Origin of the sequence: Pseudoalteromonas sp. B131b, from assembly GCF_037162545.1 — a bacterium.
GTDB classification, from domain to species: Bacteria; Pseudomonadota; Gammaproteobacteria; order Enterobacterales; family Alteromonadaceae; genus Pseudoalteromonas; species Pseudoalteromonas fuliginea.
The window spans coordinates 3,407,624-3,428,533 of the sequence record NZ_JARLUZ010000001.1 but is presented as its reverse complement, the minus strand read 5'-3'; the positions used below and the strand labels follow the sequence as shown (position 1 = coordinate 3,428,533).

The following is a 20,910-nucleotide window of genomic DNA, read 5'->3' as shown; positions in this document are numbered from 1 at the left end:
ATTTATATTTAATCTTTTTACTTTCTACAAAAGCCAATTACTTTCATTTCCTTAGATAACAAATTTAATTTTGCTTTGTTACTGTCTTTGATTTAGGATCAAATCAGTTTAAAACCAAGAACTAATAGCCTGTGTATAGATTATTAATTAGTGCCATATCCATTTTATTTTGTTTTTCTGTAACGGCAGTTGAAGTAACTGATCTATATCAAGATATTTTAAAAGTGGATGATAAAACACGAGATACTCGATTAGCGGCGAGTCGCAAAGCTTTACTCAATGTTTTAGTGAAAGTAAGCGGTGATGAAACTGCGGATCAAAATAAATTAGCACAGCAACGCACTAAAGATATTTCTGATTATATGCTTAAGTTTGAATATGACGAGAGAGCAAATGGACAATTGAAACTCGTTGTTAAATTTGAAGCTCGAAAGATCAACGCGCTAATCAAAGAATTAAACTTACCTTTATGGGGAGTGCAGCGCCCATTAGTTGCAATATGGCTAGGTATTGAAGACAACTGGCGCAGAGAATTAGTAACACAAGAAAGTTACCCGCAGCTAGAGCAGTTAATTTATGACAAGGCAGGACGCCGGGGGCTACCCGTTGTAGTGCCATTACTTGATTTACAAGATAGACGTTTAGTAGGTATCCCTGAAGTATGGGGTAACTTTTCAGAACCAGTAGAAGAGGCTTCTAAACGCTACAGTGCTGAGCGAAGTATTACGGCAAGAATGTATAAAGAAGCGGATAGCGAAAATTGGATTTTAGATTGGCGTTTTACAAATGATGATTTATTTGATTCAAATAGATTAACGGGTGATAAGCAGCAAATAGTAAGCCAAATGATCGATACCTTAGCACGAGGTCTTGCAAGCGAGTACGCTATTGATCCAAATGCTTATTATGAACAAGCTACTGCTATGCTTACGCTAAAGGGCACGCAAAGTTTTATTGATGTTGAATTAGCAAAACGAAGGTTATTGAGTTTAAGCGTTGTTACTCAAGTTAAAATTGTGCGTAAAACACCGGAGTTTGTAGAGTTTAAGCTAAACCATACTGGTAACCTAAGCGATCTTAAAAAAGGATTAGGGTTAGACTCCTCATTTAAAGATTATGAGGATCCACGCGCTTTTTATCATGTTGTTGATAAAAATAGCTTAGAGTATCAATGGATAACGCCATAATGCTAACTTCTGAGCCGATGCAAATGGCATTACCGGTTACTTTACCGGATGACGAAACATTTGCATCGTACTTTGGTGGAGAAGATTCGTTAGAAGTTAACCATTTGAAAGATAGTTTTTCGAAGTTAGCAAAAACGTTTCAGTATACCTATTTATGTGGATTAGGTGACTCGGGTAAGTCTCACCTTTTGTATGCGACCTGCATTAAAGCTCAAGAGCGTGGCCTGTCTAATATGCTACTGTCTATGCGCGAAGTGATTGATTTTGGACCTATGGTACTAGACGGTTTAGAAGCGCTTGATGTTTTATGTATTGATGACGTGCATTTAGTTGCAGGGAATGATGCATGGGAAAAAGCACTATTTAACTTTTTTAACCGGTTTAACGAACCCGGTAAGATGTTAGTAGTAACTGCCGATTTACTTCCTAGCATGCTTAATATTACGTTGCCAGATTTAGAGTCTCGCTTAACGTGGGGAACAACCTTTCAAATTCGCTCTATGAGTGATGACGATAAAGCACAAGCACTTGTTAAGCGCGCCCATATGCGCGGCCTTGAATTAAGTGATGAATGTGCACGTTTTTTATTAACGCGTTTAAGCCGTGATATGCGTGCTTTGCTCGATGTACTCGACAAATTAGATCATGCGTCAATGGCTGCACAGAGAAAATTAACAATTCCTTTTATAAAATCAACGTTAAAGCTGTAGTAGGTCTAGAATCTAGACCCTGCTTTCAGTTATCATAAGCTATTACTTAACAGCAATCACCTTCTGTGAAAGATCAGGTATCGAATGAACTTAGAAAACATATTAGCGCAAGCACTTGAGGCGGTAGCCAGTGCCAGTGAAATCGCGCAGTTAGAAGAAATCAGGGTTAATTACCTTGGCAAAAAAGGCGAAATCACAAGCTTGCTTAAAACGCTAGGCAAAATAGCACCTGAAGAACGTAAAGAAGCAGGCCAAGTTATAAACCAAGCTAAACAAGATGTACAAGCTGCTATCAACGAAAAGCGTGAATTGCTAGCAAGTAAAGCACTTGAAGAAAAGCTAGCTGCTGAAACTATAGATGTAACTCTACCTGGGCGTGCTATGCCTACTGGCGGTTTACACCCAGTTACGCGCACTATTGAGCGCATAGAAAGCTTTTTCGGTGAGTTAGGTTTTGAAGTTAAATCTGGTCCAGAAATCGAAGACGATTTTCATAACTTTGATGCGCTAAATATTCCAGAGCACCATCCAGCACGTGCTGATCATGATACCTTTTATTTCAATCCTAAATTAGTACTACGTACACAGACAAGTGGCGTGCAAATTCGTACTATGGAAACTGAGCAGCCACCACTGCGCATCATTTCACCTGGACGTGTATACCGTAACGATTACGATCAAACACATACACCTATGTTTCATCAGGTTGAAGGTTTAATGGTTGATACCGATGTTAGCTTTACTGAGCTAAAAGGTATTTTGCATGATTTTTTACGTAACTTTTTTGAAGAAGATATGGAAATTCGTTTCCGTCCTTCATTCTTCCCATTTACAGAACCTTCAGCTGAAGTAGATGTTATGGGTAAAGACGGTAAGTGGTTAGAAGTACTAGGCTGCGGCATGGTACATCCAAATGTACTTAAGTCTGTGGGCATTGACCCAGAAAAATACACCGGCTTTGCTTTTGGTATGGGTGTAGAGCGTTTAACTATGTTGCGCTATGGCGTAAACGATTTACGTGCATTTTTCGAAAATGACTTAAAATTCCTGAACCAGTTCCGTTAAGAGTGAAACAATAAAATGAAATTTAGTGAAAAGTGGTTAAGAGAGTGGGTAAATCCTGCTATTGATACGCAAGCTCTTTCGGAACAGCTTTCAATGGCTGGTCTAGAAGTTGATGGCGTTGAGCCTGCTGCGGCCAAATTTAATGGCGTAGTTGTGGGTGAAGTTGTTGAATGTGGGCAACACCCTGATGCAGATAAACTACGTGTTACCAAAATTAACGTAGGTGGCGATGAGCTACTTGATATCGTATGTGGTGCAGCAAATTGTCGTTTAGGTATTAAAGTTGCTGTTGCAACTGTGGGCGCTGTACTTCCTGGTGACTTTAAAATTAAAAAAGCTAAACTACGCGGTCAACCTTCAAACGGAATGCTATGTGCTTTTGTTGAGCTAGGTATTAGCGAAGAAGGCGACGGCATTATGGAATTGCCAAGCGATGCACCAGTAGGGACTGATTTACGTGACTACCTAGGTCTTGATGACAACATTATAGATGTTGATTTAACGCCAAACCGTGGTGACTGCTTAGGTATAAAAGGTCTAGCACGTGAAGTAGGTGTTTTAAACAGCATTGACGTAAGTGTATTAGATATTCCTGCGGTTACGCCAACAATTGATGACAAAGTATCAATTGAGCTAGTTAACGAAGATGCATGTCCTCGTTACCTTGGCCGTGTGATCAAAGGCATTAACCTTGATGCAGAAACACCACTTTGGATGGTTGAAAAGCTACGTCGTAGTGGTGTACGTTCAATTGATCCAGTAGTTGATGTGACTAACTATGTATTACTTGAGCTTGGTCATCCAATGCACGCGTTTGATTTAAATGCGATTGAAGGTGGTATTAAAGTTCGTAGTGCAAATGCAGGTGAAGAACTTGTTTTATTAGATGGTAATACCGCTAAATTAAACGACACAACACTTGTGATAGCCGATCATAACAAAGCACTTGCAATTGCGGGTGTTTTTGGTGGTGAGCAATCAGGCGTTACAGATAAAACATCTGATATTTTACTCGAAAGTGCATTTTTTAATCCTGTTGCAATTGCAGGCCAAGCACGTAGCTACGGTTTGCACACTGATGCTTCACACCGTTATGAACGCGGTGTTGATTTTGCTCTGCAACACGATGCAATGGAACGTGCGACAGCACTTCTTCTTGAAATAGTAGGCGGTCAAGCAGGTCCTGTTGTCGAAGCTGTCGCAGCTGACAAACTACCAAAAGTGACTGAAGTACGCCTTCGTCGTGCACGTTTAGACCGTGTTATTGGCCATCATATTGAAGATGCTAAAGTAACCGATATTCTTACGCGTTTAGGACTTGATGTAAAAGTAGAAAATGATAGCTGGAGTGCTGATGTACCAAGCTACCGTTTTGATATTCGCATTGAAGAAGACTTAATTGAAGAAGTAGCACGTGTTTACGGTTACAACAGCATTCCTAATGTTGCGCCTACAGCAAAACTTAAAATGACGACACATAACGAAGCAACGATTGCGCTTAGCAAGTTCCGCAATACGTTAGTGACTCGTGGTTACCAAGAAGCAATTACATACAGTTTTGTAGACCCTAAGGCACAAGCTATTTTGCATCCAGAATGTAAAGCAATGGTATTACCGCACCCTATTTCAATTGAAATGTCGGCAATGCGCGTAAGTTTAATGCCGGGTTTATTAGCGTCTGTAGCGTATAACCAAAATCGCCAACAACCTCGTATTCGTTTATTCGAACATGGTCTTAAATTTATAAGCGACGAAAGTGCAGAAAACGGTGTTTACCAAGTACCGGTTATTGGTGGTGTTATTACTGGTCTTGTAAATGGTGAACATTGGGTTGAAGAGAAACGTAATGTTGATTTTTATGACCTAAAAGGTGATGTTGAAGCCTTACTTGCAATTACCAATGACGTTACTCGTTTTGAAATTAAAGCAGAGCAGTCAGATGGGCTTCACCCTGGTCAATCAGCAGTAATATATGTTGATGGTAAAAAGGTTGGCTTTTTTGGCGCTTTACATCCACAAGCTCAAAAGTTGTTAGATATCAACAACGCAACTTTTGTTTTTGAAATTGAAATGTCAGCAATAGAGAAAAGAAATTTACCGCAAGCAGAAGGGGTGTCTAAATTCCCTTCAAATCGCCGCGACATCGCGATTTTAGTGGCAGACAGCGTTAAATCGGGTGACATTTTAAGCGTGATCGAAAAAGTTGGCGGAAATCAATTGGTTGACCTAAACTTATTCGATGTGTATAAGGGCAAAGGTATTGAGCCAAATTATAAGAGTTTGGCGATTGCTCTAACACTGCAAGCGGTTGATAGAACACTCGAAGAGAAAGATATCAATCTAGTAGTTGATAACGTGGTGGCCGAATTGGCCGAACAGTTTAATGCATCGTTGAGGGACTAGATATGGCGCTTACTAAAGCCGACATAGCTGAACACCTATTTGAAAAGCTCGGGATCAATAAAAAAGATGCCAAAGATTTAGTTGAAGCGTTTTTTGAAGAAATCCGCTCAGCGCTAGAAAAAGGCGAGCAGGTTAAGCTCTCTGGATTTGGTAACTTTGATCTTCGAGACAAAAAAGAAAGACCAGGCCGCAACCCGAAAACAGGCGAAGATATTCCTATTTCGGCGCGTCGTGTGGTGACCTTTCGACCAGGTCAAAAGCTTAAAACCCGCGTAGAAGTGGGCACAAGTAAAGCAAAATAAAAAAAGGCAGCGTAAGCTGCCTTTTTATTTTACATGAATAAGCTAACTAAAAAGTTAGCTTATTTTTATACTAATAAATTAAAACTCTCTAGGTGATACAAACTCACCGTTTTGTATTTGCAAATATGTTTGCTCTGCAAGTATATCTAAGCTGTCTAAGCTTTTACCGCTACTAATTAGTTGATGTTCTATTGGCAGCAGTTCAATATTTTCAATACCGAACATTTGGGCCACTTTAGAAAATATATATGCATGCTTAAATTTATCATGTTTATAAAACAGGCTAATTAATGAGGTAAGGACTTCGGGGTTAGGTACGGTGTCTTTTTTATTTAACTCTAATGTTTTGTAGAGTAAATCAATGGTTTTTTCATCATCGAATTTAATGTAATACGACGCTAAGAAAAATTGCATTTCAGCACTTTGTGTCACACTCGTTTCGTTTTCTAGCGAAAGAAGTTTAGTTAGTGCACTTTGATTATTATTGCGCGACCAATGGTAATAAAGTAAACCTGGGTGGTTAGTATTTTTAGTATCTCGGTATAAGCGTGTTATTTCTTTAATACTAGTTAGTTGTCCATCAATACGAGAGGTTGTTTTTTCTTTGAGTTTTACGTGCTCGATTTTTGCAGCCAATGTTATGCATTGATTGTAATCTTCAAATCCTTTAAGTAATTGGTATTTATTTTCATCTGTCGGGTCTTTATATTCTGTGTAGCGTTTTATAATAACCTCTGCGCGAGGCTCCTTACAGTGGCTATCTTTATTTAGATCGGCACAAAACCCTGGTGTTTCTTTGCATACCTTTGAGAGTGTCAACTGATCTCCACACCCAGTTAGGGCTACCAACCCTAGTAAAACACTTGCTTTTAGAAACATCCCTTAACCCCAAATGAATATATACCCTCCTATTCTAGCTCAATCATTTAACTCCTAACAGTAGAGAATAACGTCAGATTAAATTAGAATGGCAGTGCCCATTTGGGCTATCCGTTCAAAATGTTTAACTTAGGTAAATAAAATGACCTCATCTCACGAGTTAGAATACACAAATAGTTGGCAAGAGCGCCAAGATTACGCAGAAAGTATGCAACCAATCATTGGTAAGCTTTACCGTAATCGTGGTATTGAAATTGCGGTATATGGCCGTCCTCTCGTAAATGCCAGTACTATCGATATTATCAAATCTCACAAAACCGTTGCTCAGTTTGAAGGCACTAAATTACGTTTGCGCGAAAGCTTCCCATTTTTAGAAGCTATCAGCAAAATGGAATTAAACTCTGCACGTATTGATATTGGTAAGCTTGCATATAGTTATTTATTCACTGAAGCCGCAAATGGTCGTTCAGTCGAAGAGTTTGTTAAAGACGAACTTGCAGAAATAGCTGATTTACCAGCGAAAGAACCACGCGATGTTGTGTTGTATGGTTTTGGTCGTATTGGTCGTTTACTCGCGCGTTTATTAATTGAAAAATCAGGTCCATATTCAGATTTACGTTTGCGCGCTATTGTTGTGCGTGGTGGTAAAGATGGTGATCTTGAAAAACGTGCAAGCTTATTGCGTCGCGATTCAATTCACGGTCCATTCAATGGCTCAATCACGATTGATAAAGAACGTAATGCAATTAAAGCTAACGGTAGCTACATTCAAGTTATTTACGCTAACTCTCCTAGCGAAATTGATTACACCCAATACGGTATCGACAATGCATTAATCGTTGATAACACCGGTATTTGGAAAGACGAAGCGGGCCTTGGCCAACACCTAGAGTGTCAGGGCGCTGCAAAAGTATTATTAACAGCACCAGCAAAAGGTAATATCAAAAACATCGTATATGGTGTGAATAACAAAGATATTTTACCTGAAGATAAAATTGTTTGTGCAGCAAGCTGTACAACCAATGCAATTACACCAACGCTTAAAGCATTAAACGATAAGTTTGGTATTAATAATGGCCATGTTGAAACTGTACACTCGTACACGAACGATCAAAACCTTATTGATAACTACCACAAAGCAGAGCGCCGAGGCCGCGCCGCAGCACTTAACATGGTAATTACTGAAACGGGAGCTGCAAAAGCGGTTTCAAAAGCATTACCAGAGCTTGAAGGTAAGTTAACAGGTAATGCTATCCGCGTACCTACGCCTAACGTATCGTTAGCTATTTTAAACCTTAATTTATCAACAAGTACTTCTGTTGAAGAGCTAAACGCATTTTTACGCGACACAGCACTTCATTCAGACTTACGTGATCAAATTGATTACACTGCATCAACGGAAATTGTATCTACCGATTTAGTCGGTAGCCGTTACGCAGGTGTTGTTGATTCACAAGCAACAATTGTTGAAGATAACCGTATTGTTTTATATGTATGGTACGACAATGAGTTTGGTTACAGCTGCCAAGTAGTTCGTTGTATGCGCGATATGGCCGAAGTGTCATTCCCAAGCTTACCTCGCTAATTTGTTTGCAGTGATGTAAAAGCCAGCATGTTGCTGGCTTTTTTGGTCGTGTATTATTTTTAAAGCGTATGCCTTGTGATAGGCTTTAATTATTCAAATGTTAGCAATGCTCAGTTTTTATTAGTATTGCAATATTTTACTACGTGTATTTAATACCTGTAGTGTTAGTTCTGCAGAGTAAAAGCAGATAAACTTATTCAACCTAAAGGTTTTTTCATGAAAATCAGCAGCAATTTCGACAGTGGTAATATCAAAGTTATTGAAGCCACCGATCCTTTAAATATTCAATTAGAAATTAATAAAGATCACCAGTCTGAATTTTATCAGTGGTTTCACTTTCGTCTTGAAACAACGCCTTACCAATTGCATAAGTTAAATATTAATGAGCTTGATAAATCAGCTTACCCCGATGGTTGGGAAGGGTATCAAGCCGTTGCATCATATGACCGCCAAACATGGTTCCGTGTACCATCAAGCTATGAAAATGGCACATTAAGCTTTGAAATTGAACCAGAGTGCGGCAGTGTGTATTTTGCTTACTTTGCACCATATAGTTACGACCGCCATTTAGATTTATTATCTTGGGCACAAAGCCAAGGCGCTTGCCAATTAATAACGCTTGGTGAAACACTCGATGGCCGTGATATGAGTGTGCTTAAAATTGGTGAACCAAGTGAAGACAAGAAAAACATCTGGATCACAGCACGCCAACATCCAGGTGAAACAATGGCGCAGTGGTATGTAGAAGGTCTATTGCACAAACTTCTTGATGACGAAGACCCACATGCAGCTGCGCTTCTATCAAAAGCAGTATTTTACGTTGTGCCAAATATGAATCCAGACGGTAGCGCACGCGGACATCTTCGTACTAATGCTAAAGGCGTTAACTTAAACCGTGAATGGCAAACACCAAGCATGGAAAATAGCCCTGAGGTTTACCTAGTGCTAAATAAAATGCGCGAAGCTGGCTTAGATATGCACCTAGACATACACGGCGATGAAGCGATTCCGTATAACTTTGTGGCAGGCAGTGAAGGTATTCCAAGTTACGATGCACGCCTAAAAGGCCTTGAAGATAGCTTTAAAGCCGCGCTTTTAACGATTACTCCAGAGTTTCAAGATGAGCATGGCTATCCAAAAGATGAGCCAGGCCAAGCTAACCTAACGGTAGGTTCAGCAGCAACCGCTGAAGAATTTAAAGCATTAACGTACACAATTGAAATGCCATTTAAAGATAATAACGATTTACCTGATCCAGACTATGGCTGGTCAGACCGTCGTTCGTATCAATTTGGTCAAGATACGTTAGCGGCAATTGTTAATGTTGTTGATAATTTAAGATAAAACATTTATTTGAAGGGTATCAATAGTTTTGATGCCCTTTTTGTTTTTAGTAAAACCCCTTTTACAAAAAATAATAATCATATAGCAACTTCATTCCAAAACGTTTTTAACGTTTCTTCGCTGCGTATCATCACCGTATCGGTACAAATCAATCTACTTTCCTTTAAATACTGCTGATGTAGTGCCTTGCAATAGCTACGTAATTAGATATTTTGAAAATTAAGTGTTAACAAAGTTAGGTTACTTAAGTTAAGATTAATTAAATCATGAGTCGGGACGGGAGAGGCAAAACCTTATTTCGTAAAGCTTATGTTGCGTAGTAGCTAAAGCAGAGTCTCGTAACTAAAAATAATAAATATAACTATAGAGGATATCCATGGAAGCTATTGTAAGCGCTGTTAATGATGTTGTTTGGAGTAATGCACTCATTTATTTATGCCTAGGCGCAGGCTTGTTTTATTCAGTATTAACTCGATTTGCTCAAGTTAGACATTTTAAAGAAATGTGTAAGTTATTATTTAGTCCTAACACGTCTGATAAAGGTATCTCATCTTTTCAAGCCCTTGCAGTCTCGTTGTCTGGACGAGTAGGCGTCGGTAATATCGCTGGCGTTGCAGCGGCTATTGGTTTTGGCGGACCAGGCGCTATTTTCTGGATGTGGGTTGTTGCTTTTCTAGGCGCAAGTACCGCATATGCAGAATCTACTTTAGGTCAAATTTATAAAACAGAAGAAGACGGGCAATACCGTGGTGGCCCAGCGTATTATTTTGACCGTTGTTTAGGACAAAAATGGCTAGCTATTTTATTCGCTGTTTCGGCAATTATAGCATGTGGTGTCTTTCTGCCTGGCGTACAAGCAAATGCGGTAGGTAATGCGTTTACCCAAGTGTTTAGCAATGGCAACATTGTTTCTACTAGCTTTGGTGATGTAGGCAGCTTTAAATTAGTCGCTTTAGCAATTATTCTTATTGTTTTGGCATTTATTATTTTCGGTGGTATAAAACGTATTGCGAACTTTACGCAAATTGTAGTGCCATTTATGGCGCTTGGTTACATAGTACTGGCATTAATCGTGGTATTTTTAAATTTAGATAAAGTGGGCGATATATTTTATTTAATTATTAGTGATGCATTTACTGCGCAGGCAGGTTTTGGTGCCGCTATTGGTTGGGGCGTTAAACGTGGTATATATTCTAATGAAGCTGGCCAAGGTACTGGGCCTCATGCAGCAGCTGCAGCAGAAGTTGATCACCCGGCTCAACAGGGTTTAGTACAAGCTTTTTCTGTTTATGTTGATACCCTCTTTGTATGTACTGCAACTGCATTAATGATTTTAATAACGCAGCAATACAATATTGTGGGTGAGCTACCAGCAGGGCAATTTATTGTACAAAATGTTGATGCAGCCACTGAAGTGGGATCAGCAGCCTTTACTCAAATGGCTCTATTTAGTGTATTTGGCAGCTTTGGACAAGCATTTGTCGGTATTGCATTATTCTTCTTTGCCTTTACCACAATACTTGCTTATTACTTTATTGCAGAGACTAATATTGCTTACTTAAATCGTTATTTTAAGGGCAGTATTCCGCTTGTTCTTGTGAAGTTTGTAATTATGTTTATGGTTGCATACGGCATGGTAAATAATTCAGGTTATATTTGGACTATTGGTGATATTGGCGTTGGCTTAATGGCTTGGATTAACATACTCGGTATTTTAGCCATTTTCTTTGTCGCTAAGCCTGCTTTGCTATGTTTGAGCGATTATGAAGAACAAAAGAAAAAAGGCGGAAAAGTCATATTTGATCCAGTTAAATTGGGTATAAAAAACGCCACATTCTGGGAAAAACGCTTAGAAAAGCAGTCAAAAGACGCAGAGTAATTAAACTTAGTGGGCAACTTGGAAAATTATCGCCCCTAAATTAGTTATTGGTTTGAATTCAAAAAAGACAACGAGAAATAAAACACGTACAATAAAGGCGCCGAAAGGCGCTTTTTTTATGCGTAGTATGGAGAGAAGTATGGCGATTATTCGTTGCCCAAAATGTGCAAAATCAATTTCAGATAAACATAAGCAATGTCCGCATTGCGAAAGCAACATTGCAGAGCTAAACGACGAGCAAGTTTTACAACTTCAGCGCGAACAGCGAATTAAAAAAAGCAGATGTTTATAAATCACTCCTTTTTGGCGCTTATTTTATTTTTAGGTGGTTTTTTCTGTTTGTACTTTCTACAACCGCAAGAAGAAACACTGCAGTGGTACGCTTACACCGCCGCAATTGGCGTAGGGTGTATTTGGTATCTTATAAACCGTATTGTTTTAGTGACTCTAAAAAAGAAAAAATGACATGAACATCGACAATCTTGTACAAAATATTACTCCCGAATTATTCGAACGCTTACAATACGGTGCCTCTACTGGTAAATGGCCAGACGGTACCGTTTTATCAGATGAGCAAAAGCAACAAACAGTGCAGTTGGTTATGTTGTATCAAGCAAAAGTGGCTCAATCAAACGAGCAATTTACGATTGGTGCTAATGGTGAGATGATCCAAAAGACAAAAGCTCAACTACAAAAAGAATTTAAATCAGACAACGAAATAGCTAGGTTTAGTGAACATGATCTTTAAGCACCTTTTTACACCAAAATGGAAACACCCTAAGCAACAAGTACGTCTTGATGCTATCGAAAAATTAGACATTGAACGTGATGCAACCATATTAAACACGTTAGCACTTGAAGATAGCTCCGCTGAAATACGCCGTAAAGCGCTCCAAAAAGTGAACGACTTACCACTTTGGTGGAAAGCGTATAAACAAGATCAAGCATTAAAAGATATAGCCGAGCTACAAATATCTAATGCTGTTTTAAATAGCGAAAGTACGCTAACAGCAAAAATTAAAAACGAATACATAGAGCGTTTTGCACCCGTTAAAACACTTGAAAAGTTAGCGTTTGCAGAAAAAGAGCTGCAAGTACGCGTTAAATTACTGAAACGTTTAGCAAATCCAAAACTAGTAGAAAAAGCATTTAAAGAAGGTAGCGAAGAGCTACAAACTCAATTAGTTGAACTTGTTATTACTCATCAATTAATTAAATCATTAGTAAAGCATGCAAAGGGTGGTGCAAAAGCAGCACTTGAAACGCATATTGAAAATGAACGTTTAGCAATTGAAATGCCACTTGAAGTTGAAAATGCAACACGTGTTATTTTAGCTAAGTTAAATGCTTTACGTGAAAAAACAGATTTTGGTATTGTTAATCCACAAGCGAGCGATTTAATCGCTCAGTGGCAAGCACTTGAGCTTAAATGGTTAAGTGATGAGCGCGTTAAGCTGCTTGACGAAAAATATACTTCTATCACCACCAAGTTATATGCACACATTGAACAGCTAAAAGCGGTACATGACAAAGAGCAGCAGCAATTAGCGCAACAACAGCGTCAATTATTAGCACTTGCAACACTTGAAGCTTTGGGTGAAGAAATTGAAAATGCCTTACAGCTTGGTCTTGAAACGCCAGAGCAAATTCAACAAGATTGGCTTGATGCAAAAGTAGCGCAAGCTAAGCAAGCTATTAGCGAAACAGAACTTGCTAATAATGCACAATCAAAACTCGCTGTAAGCAAGTTAGAAAAACTATTTACTCAAGTTGCTAAGTTACCTGAGTTAACAACGGCTATTAAAGAGTACAAACTCGCTTTTGCAGCGCTATGCGAAATTACGCCAGCAGAAGATTTGACGCAATACGATGCAACTTTAACTGAATTTAATAATGGCTTTAAAGCAGCGCGTAATCATTTAAATATTTTAGATGGCGCACTACAAAGTACGTTTAAAACACAGTTAAATGCGCATAAAAAGCAATTTTTAGCACCAATGAATGAGCTAGTTAAGCCACTTGAAAAAACCAAAGCCAAGCAAAGCGCAAAGCGCGTGATGTTAAACGCCTAATTGAAGAAGGTCGTTTTAACGTTGCTTTTGGTGTGTTTAAAGGCTTTGAAGAGTTATTTAATACACTTACTGAGCAATATCAACAGCCGCTTGTAAACATAAAAGCGGAACTTGAAGCGCAACTTGCTGATGCTAAAGATTGGCAAAAATACGCAGCAGCACCAAAGCGTGAAGCCTTATTAGAAGAAGTAAGTGCATTAGTAAGTGAAGAATGCACCGACCCACAACAACGCGCAGAGCAAGTAAAAGCGCTACGTAAACGTTGGAATGAGTTAGGTCGTTTAGATACAGATGAAGAAAAGCAACAAGGCGTGCAGTTTGATGAACAAATCGAGCTGTTATTTGCGCCTTGCCGTAGTTACTTCGCAGAGCAAGAAGTACAACGAGAAGCATCAAAAGCACAACGTGAAAGTATTATTAACGACATGCATGCGCTCCATTTACAGCCAACTGCTGAGGATGACTTTGATTGGAAGCAATATGAAAGCCAATACAATCGTTTAAATAAAGCGTGGCGCAGTGTGGGTAAAGTTGACCCTAAAACATACCGTACACTAAACGATCGTTATAAAAATGAGCAACAACAAGTACTGGCTTTGTTAAATGCATTTCATAAAACTAATGCCACACTTAAAAACGAACTAGTAGAAAAAGCGCAGCAATTATCACAAAGCGATGATTTAGCCGCTGCATGCCAAGAGTTGAAGCAAATGCAACAACAATGGCAAGCTATCGGTTTTGCAGGTTTAAAAGCTGAAAATGCGTTATGGCAAAAGTTTCGTCAGTTTAACGATGAAACATTTACCAAGCGTAGCAGTGAGTTTGAGCAGCAAAAACTCGAGCAAAACGAGTCAGATAAGCAAGCAGTTGCAGAACTTGCTGAACTTGAAGCAGCATTGAGTGATGTTAATCAAAGAGCGCAGTTGCACGACCTCGAAACAAAAGTGAAAGGGTATACGCAATTTAGATCGTTAGCGCCAAAGGTTACTAAGCTACTAGCTGCTATTGACGATAAACTTGCATTGCTAACAAGTAAATCAGAGCAAGCTAATTTAGATGCATTAATTACTGCACTTGAGAACAATGAAGCATTACCAAGTCAGTATCAAGCACCGCTTAAAACAGCATTAAATACTGAGCAGCTTATTACGCGCATGGAAATACTAGCGAACGTAAGTTCAATCGATAAGTCACTTAGAATGGCAGAACAAGTAGCCATGCTAGATGACAAACATCGTGGCGATCATGCTGATTTAAACTATTATTTAAAACAGTTATTAGCGCTCAGTGACGGTTCAGTTGAACCTGACACACTAACGCGACTTAAAGCGACACTTGCAGCTTAATAAAACCAGCATAATATGTGCTGGTTACTATTTTACTAAGCCGCTTTAATAGCGGCTTTTTTATGTATCACTAATTCATAAACAAAAGGGTTCTCATGAGAATTTTAGTTATTATTGCAGCGTTATTTTTAACTGCCTGTAATACCACGCAAGGCATATCAGTATATTCATTTACTAACTCTGAGGTTGAATCTGTACTGGGTAAGCAATTACCAAAGTTAAGTGAAAAAGTAAGCTTAATGGGTTTACCCGTTCAGTTTGATGTAAACGACTTAAGTGTCAACATTGGACCTGATAACCGCGATGTTGTTGTGCTTGGTGCTGATTCAAGCGCTGAAATTAATGCATTCGCACTTAAATACCCAGTGCTTTTAAAGCTACAAATTGAAGGAAGCCCATTTTACGACAGTGAGAAAAAAGCGGTGTTTTTACGTAATATTAAATTACTTGATTCGAGTGTAGATGCCGGTGGTTTTAAAGGTAATTTAGGTGCACTTGATAGCCAAGCAATGGATGTTATTAATGCTTTTTTAGCGGTTAACCCAGTTTATACTCTAAACATGGATGACCCTAAAATGATGCTACTTAGTAAACTTCCACTTGATATGAAGGTGGTTGAAGGCGCAATTAAGCTAGTACCTCGTCTATAAGTAGATCGACCTACTTACAATATACGTATTGATTAGCCTGACTTTCAGGCTAATTAGGTTTTAATATTATGGCGGCTCCTCGCACTGTTCCCACTTCTCGGCTTTCTCGATTTGCAAAATTAGGCTCACTTGCAACAGGTGTTGCTACCAACATGTTAGTTGATGGTGCTAAGAGTGCGCTAACAGGTAAAGGTTGGGATAATAAAAGCTTACTACTACAACCTAAAAATATTGAAAAATTAGCCACACAGCTATCACATTTACGTGGTGCAGCAATGAAACTGGGGCAATTGCTTTCAATGGATGCCGGTGATCTACTTAGTCCTGAATTAGCTCAGTTACTTGCTTTACTGCGCTCAGACGCGAACCCAATGCCTCATAAGCAGCTTGTTGAAGTGTTAAAAGAGCAATGGGGGGATGAGTGGCTAGCGCGTTTTTCTCACATTGAGCTAAGACCTTTTGCAGCGGCTTCTATAGGGCAAGTTCATTTAGCTTATAAAGAAAATGGCGATCAGCTTGCTGTTAAAATTCAATACCCTGGTATTGCAAAAAGTGTAGTAAGTGATGTCGATAACGTTATTTCTTTATTAACGATTTCTCGATTATTGCCAAAAGATCTTAATATTAAACCACTTATTAGTGAGGCTAAAGCGCAGCTATTAGCCGAGGCTGATTATAAACGGGAGGCTCAGTACTTAATACGTTATAAAAATGCACTAGCAAGTAATCCCCACTTTAAAGTGCCTAACGTATATCCAGAGCACAGCACACAACACGTGCTAACTATGGAATATATAAAAGCAGAGCCCATTGAGAGCATTACAGAGCTACCTGATAGTCAAAAAAGCTTTGTTGCAGAGCAGCTCATTGATTTATTTTTTAAAGAAATGTTTGAATTTAAATTAATTCAAACCGACCCTAACTTTGCCAACTTTCATTATCAGCTTGATACACAAAAAATTGTTTTATTTGATTTTGGTGCAACGCGAGAAATATCAACCGAGCTTAGCTTAGCGTACTTAGCCTTATTTAAAGCGGGTAGTGAAAACAACCGAGAAGGTGTACTTAAAGCGGCATCACACATAGGTTATTTTAAAAATGACTTAGTTGATGAGTATAAAAACAACGTCATTGATTTATTTTTAATGGCGTGCGAGCCACTAAGAGCAGAAGGGGAATTTGATTTTAAAAATAGCGAACTCGCGCTCAAAATTAAAAATGCAGGGCTTGCTCTTAGTGGGCAATCTCAGCAATGGCATACACCGCCCGTTGATGCGCTATTTATTCACCGAAAACTTGCAGGACTTTACTTAATAGCCGCAAGGCTAGGTGCAAAAATAGATGTAAAAACGTTATTTAAGCACTATTTATAGCTTTTTAATTTACGCGTAAGTGCGCTTTAAGTAATGAGTGCACTTAGCGTATAAAATTGCCATAATACTCGCGATATTTCGCGAGGTGTATTTATGATAAAACAATTTTTAAACGATCCTAAATTATTGCTAAACGCAGTCGGTGAGGGTATATACGGTTTTGACCTGTCGGGTAATGCGGTGTTTGTTAATCCTGCCGCTGAGCGCATGACAGGTTGGTGCGCTGAGGAACTATTAGGTAAAAAAATACACCAATATCATCACCATACTCATGCTGATGGCACACCTTATCCCGCTGATGAATGCCAAATTTACTGCACCATGTTTGACGGAAAACGTCGTGAAGTTAAAAATGAAGTTTTTGGCGCAAAGACGGTAGCTCATTTGCAGTTCAATACACCTCAACACCGGTTTATCAAAATGATGAGTTAATTGGTGCTGTAGCTGTATTTCGCGACATATCACTGCAACAGCAAACACAAAATGCACTGCAAGAGGCACTTGAGCAAGTAAAGCATTTAAGTGAGCAGCTAAAAGATGAAAACAACTACTTAATTGCAGAACTTAACGAAGATTGGCAAGACTCAGGGCTAGTTGGACAAAGTCATATATTTCAAACCATGTTAGATCAAATAAAACTGGTGAGTGAAACCGACAGCACAGTGCTTATACTTGGCGAAAATGGCACGGGTAAAGAGTTAGTAGCTCGTAATTTGTATAGGCTAAGCAAGCGTAGCGAACAAGCCTTTATAAAAGTAAATTGCGCCGCATTTACCCCAAGTTTGCTAGAATCGGAATTGTTTGGCCATGAAAAAGGCGCGTTTACAGGTGCAAATGAACGCCGTAAAGGGCGTTTTGAACTTGCTGATAAGGGCACCTTGTTTTTAGATGAAATAGCAGAGCTGCCACTTGAGGCGCAAAGTAAACTACTAAGAGTTCTGCAAGAACAAGAGTTTGAACGTGTGGGTGGCAGCAATACGCTAAAAGTAAATATTAGAGTGATTGCAGCGACTAATCGCGACCTGTGGGAAATGGTACAAAAAGGCACGTTTAGAATTGATTTGTATTATCGGCTTAATGTATTTCCTATAAAAGTACCCGCCCTTAAAGATCGAAAAGAAGATATTCCTTATTTATGCGCTAATTTAATTGCGCAGCTAAATAAGCGGCTCGGGAAAAACTTAAAAGGGCTAAGTAAAAAAGCAATTACGCAGCTGCAAGCTTACGATTGGCCAGGCAATATTAGAGAGCTGCAAAATGTACTTGAACGCGAAGCTATTTTATCTAATCAAGCGGTACTTCAGCTAAGTCAGCCTTTGCAAGCGGGTGGTGAAGTAGTTATTAATCCTTCACTTACGCTCGATGAAGCACAAAAGCAGCATATAACTTCTGTTCTTGCGTTATCGCACTGGCAAATATCGGGTGATAAAGGAGCGGCAGTTAAATTGGGTTTACCTGAGAGTACACTACGTTCAAAAATGCGAAAGTTAGGGATTGCTAAAAATTCGTGATATATCGCGAATTACGCTTTATATCGCGAGGTTGGTTTTTGTTTTTTAAAATAATTTCTTTAATATCAATTAAGTAATTAAAGTTTCAGCTTGGTCTGAAAGTTGCTAATACTTGCTTAATACCCGTCATTATGAAGCAAGTACTATGAAGTTTGATATTAAAGAAGAAGACATGATCATTAAGCCCTATAACACCGAAGGGCCAATTTATATCCGCGAGCAAAAAGGATTTTTTCAGCGCATACGCCGTAATTTAGGTTGGCTGCTAATGCTAACTTTTATTGCAATACCGTGGATCCAATATAACGGTCAACAAGCTGTGCTGCTTGATGTGGCAACGCAAACTTTTACTATTTTTGGTCTAACACTCCTTCCTCAAGATTTTATGATTTTAGCCCTGCTATTTATGGTGGGGGCTTTTGCATTATTTTTTGTAACTAACTGGCTTGGTCGGGTTTGGTGTGGATATACGTGCCCGCAAACAATATGGATGCTCATGTTTTCGTGGGTAGAGCAACGCTTAGAAGGCACTCGAAATCAGCGTATTAAATTAGATAAATCACAGTGGACGCTGAGCACTTGGCGCAAAAAAATTACTAAGCACAGTGCATGGATTGTTATTTCGATTTTAACCGCCACCTCGTTTATGGCGTATTTTATTCCGGCAAAAAGTTTGTATATGGAAATGCTTACGTTTGAATGGTCAGGTATTACGAGCTTTTGGGTGTTTTTATTCGCTTTTGCACCTACGGTAATGCAGGGTTTTTACGCGAAAAAATGTGCACTATTGCTTGCCCGTATTCTCGTTTTCAGGCTGTTATGTTTGATAAAGATACGTTGCTTGTTACCTATGATAGCAAGCGCGGTGAAAGCCGAGGACCACGTAAACGCAAAGCCGATCCAAAAGAGCTTAACCTAGGTGACTGTGTAGACTGTAACTTATGTGTAGAGGTATGCCCTGCAGGAATAGACATTCGAAATGGCTTACAATATGAATGTATAAACTGTGGCTTATGTATTGATGCTTGCGACGATACCATGGAGAAATTTGGTTATCAAAAAGGCTTAATTAAATACGCGAGTGAAAAACAAATGGAGGGTAAAAAAACCAATCCATTTAGATTAAAACTAATAGGATACGGCGCATTAACGGCTTTGTTAATAATTTCTATGTTTGCATGGATGCTACAACGCACACCAATAGAAGCCTCAGTACTACGAGATAGAAATGCGCTTTATAGAGTGAACTACGAGGGCCTGGTAGAAAACCCTTATACACTTACTATTATTAATAAAACGCAGCAAGCACTGCATTACAGTATTGCCATAGAGGGCTTGCCAGAAGCAACACTCTCAAGTCCAAGTTCTACACTTATACAGCCAGGTGTGATGAAAAGAGTCCCCGTTACTGTAACTGCCGATGGTTACGATATTGAGCGCAAAGTTAGCAAGTTACAATTTGTAGTAACGGCGCAAGAAGACGCCAGTATAACCATAACTAAAGATAGCCAGTTTTATAAAAACTAAGATTGATAAAATTTCATAAACAACATGCCCAAGTCGATATTCTTCTTGGGTATTTTATCTGTAGTTTTTATTACGTGTTTGCATTTATATATTTGAGTGCGCTTGTTATAACGGCCACTTGTGCCAAAATACATTCTTCATCGGTGGCTGTTGGGCTATCTGGGTACACTTCGGTAGTGGTTACATAAGGCGCGTCAGTAAAGCCCATACACAAACCTAACTCACGTGCCGCATAGTTAATAACGCCAAATTGCTCTTGAGGGACGCCTATTAGCTGGTTGTTTTCATCGCTCGGGGCAATGTGCGTGACCTTTTCCACATCTTCGATAATTACTTTTTGAAATTCAGGCTCAGGCTTATTGGTATCGGCCACTAAATAAAACCCATCAGGTATGTTCCAATTAGTGTTTGTAGTGCCTTCACGGGCAGCAAGTGCGGGTCTAAATTCACTGTTATCGCTGTCGGTTGTTTCGTGTAAATCAATATGAGCAACTAAGTCTATATCGAGTGATTTTACATACGTCATAATAGCTGCTGACTCTTGTGCTGGGCTGCCTTCGTAAAATGAGCGGTTAGGATCAATAGCATCAGGGTTCCAGCGGTTTATAGTCTCATATCCCCAAGGGCTAATGCAGGGCGCAACAATAATATTAAACTGCTTTGAGTGTTGCATAGCCGATGTTTTAGCAAACCTAAGTGCGCCATGTACGCCACTGGTTTCGTAGCCATGCACACCTCCGGTGATTAAAACTGTTGGTTTATTAGCATTAAAGTTAGGCGTTTTTAATATATATAATGGGTAAGTGCCAGCGGCGTAATTAAGCTCGCCGTATTGCTCTATATCTAAGGTGCTTTTAAGATCATTAATTAGCGTTACTACTTCATTTTGGTAACTGCGTTTAATGTTTTGGCGTGCTAACCACTGGGCTTTATCGTTGTTATTCCATTTTTTTCCAGGTGTGCCAATAGGGTATGTGCTGTTAGTCATAATAAACCTTTATATCAATTGTTATTAGCCCATATAAAAAAGCAGACAATTACAATTGGTAAAATTACTTAATAAAGGCGTAGCTTAAC

At 39.1% G+C, this 20,910-nt stretch carries 13 protein-coding genes and 4 pseudogenes; 15 read left to right on the top strand and 2 right to left on the bottom strand.

Annotated elements, in window-relative coordinates:
• Nucleotides 1-131 precede the first annotated feature (131 nt).
• From P4S65_RS15705 to ihfA, 5 genes are all read left to right on the top strand, one after another.
• Nucleotides 132-1,187: a DUF2066 domain-containing protein gene (locus P4S65_RS15705; protein ID WP_033039151.1), complete on the top strand. Its 1,056-nt coding sequence runs from the start codon at nucleotides 132-134 to the stop codon at nucleotides 1,185-1,187.
• Complete coding sequence (hda, locus tag P4S65_RS15700) at nucleotides 1,187-1,897, top strand: DnaA regulatory inactivator Hda (RefSeq protein WP_007378325.1); 711 nt, start codon at nucleotides 1,187-1,189, stop codon at nucleotides 1,895-1,897. The genes P4S65_RS15705 and hda overlap by 1 nt, the downstream gene beginning before the upstream one ends.
• A gap of 84 nt (nucleotides 1,898-1,981) precedes the next feature.
• The gene (gene pheS, locus P4S65_RS15695) at nucleotides 1,982-2,962 is read left to right on the top strand and encodes a phenylalanine--tRNA ligase subunit alpha (protein ID WP_007378326.1); all 981 of its coding nucleotides are present in this window, start codon (nucleotides 1,982-1,984) and stop codon (nucleotides 2,960-2,962) included.
• A gap of 15 nt (nucleotides 2,963-2,977) precedes the next feature.
• Nucleotides 2,978-5,365 carry a phenylalanine--tRNA ligase subunit beta gene (gene pheT / locus P4S65_RS15690; protein ID WP_033039153.1) on the top strand — a complete coding sequence of 796 codons (2,388 nt, stop codon included), beginning with the start codon at nucleotides 2,978-2,980 and terminating at the stop codon, nucleotides 5,363-5,365.
• Between the two features lie 2 nt (nucleotides 5,366-5,367).
• Nucleotides 5,368-5,667, top strand: a complete 300-nt coding sequence (gene ihfA, locus P4S65_RS15685; RefSeq protein ID WP_002960690.1) for an integration host factor subunit alpha — start codon at nucleotides 5,368-5,370, stop codon at nucleotides 5,665-5,667.
• 78 nt (nucleotides 5,668-5,745) lie between these two features.
• On the opposite strand, the gene P4S65_RS15680 is transcribed toward ihfA, so the two are convergent.
• On the bottom strand, nucleotides 5,746-6,546 hold the full coding sequence (locus P4S65_RS15680) for a DUF2989 domain-containing protein (protein WP_096793394.1): 801 nt from the start codon (nucleotides 6,544-6,546) through the stop codon (nucleotides 5,746-5,748).
• Nucleotides 6,547-6,688: 142 nt separating this feature from the next.
• Between P4S65_RS15680 and P4S65_RS15675 the strand changes: the two genes are divergently transcribed.
• The 10 genes and pseudogenes from P4S65_RS15675 to ccoG all read left to right on the top strand — a co-directional run bounded on the left by P4S65_RS15675 (nucleotide 6,689) and on the right by ccoG (nucleotide 19,833).
• The gene (locus tag P4S65_RS15675; RefSeq protein ID WP_096793393.1) at nucleotides 6,689-8,131 is read left to right on the top strand and encodes a glyceraldehyde-3-phosphate dehydrogenase; all 1,443 of its coding nucleotides are present in this window, start codon (nucleotides 6,689-6,691) and stop codon (nucleotides 8,129-8,131) included.
• 216 nt (nucleotides 8,132-8,347) lie between these two features.
• Nucleotides 8,348-9,475, top strand: a complete 1,128-nt coding sequence (locus tag P4S65_RS15670) for a M14 family metallopeptidase (RefSeq protein ID WP_008136269.1) — start codon at nucleotides 8,348-8,350, stop codon at nucleotides 9,473-9,475.
• A gap of 376 nt (nucleotides 9,476-9,851) precedes the next feature.
• Nucleotides 9,852-11,354: an alanine/glycine:cation symporter family protein gene (locus P4S65_RS15665; protein WP_337120551.1), complete on the top strand. Its 1,503-nt coding sequence runs from the start codon at nucleotides 9,852-9,854 to the stop codon at nucleotides 11,352-11,354.
• 139 nt (nucleotides 11,355-11,493) lie between these two features.
• Nucleotides 11,494-11,819, top strand: a pseudogene (locus P4S65_RS15660) (hypothetical protein).
• A 1-nt stretch (nucleotide 11,820) separates the two neighbouring features.
• The gene (locus P4S65_RS15655) at nucleotides 11,821-12,102 is read left to right on the top strand and encodes a YeaC family protein (RefSeq protein WP_007378333.1); all 282 of its coding nucleotides are present in this window, start codon (nucleotides 11,821-11,823) and stop codon (nucleotides 12,100-12,102) included.
• Nucleotides 12,092-14,772, top strand: a pseudogene (locus P4S65_RS15650) (DUF349 domain-containing protein). The gene P4S65_RS15655 and the pseudogene P4S65_RS15650 overlap by 11 nt, the downstream one beginning before the upstream one ends.
• A gap of 95 nt (nucleotides 14,773-14,867) precedes the next feature.
• Nucleotides 14,868-15,422: a DUF1439 domain-containing protein gene (locus P4S65_RS15645; RefSeq protein ID WP_337120550.1), complete on the top strand. Its 555-nt coding sequence runs from the start codon at nucleotides 14,868-14,870 to the stop codon at nucleotides 15,420-15,422.
• Nucleotides 15,423-15,490: 68 nt separating this feature from the next.
• Entirely contained in the window at nucleotides 15,491-16,795 is a 1,305-nt protein-coding gene (locus P4S65_RS15640) for an ABC1 kinase family protein (protein WP_008136261.1), read from the top strand.
• A gap of 93 nt (nucleotides 16,796-16,888) precedes the next feature.
• Nucleotides 16,889-18,306, top strand: a pseudogene (locus tag P4S65_RS15635) (sigma-54 interaction domain-containing protein).
• A 145-nt stretch (nucleotides 18,307-18,451) separates the two neighbouring features.
• Nucleotides 18,452-19,833: pseudogene (gene ccoG, locus P4S65_RS15630) on the top strand (cytochrome c oxidase accessory protein CcoG).
• A 70-nt stretch (nucleotides 19,834-19,903) separates the two neighbouring features.
• Here the strand turns inward: ccoG and P4S65_RS15625 are convergent.
• Nucleotides 19,904-20,821, bottom strand: coding sequence for a M14 family metallopeptidase (locus P4S65_RS15625; RefSeq protein ID WP_008136255.1), 918 nt, complete (start codon nucleotides 20,819-20,821; stop codon nucleotides 19,904-19,906).
• Nucleotides 20,822-20,910 lie beyond the last annotated feature (89 nt).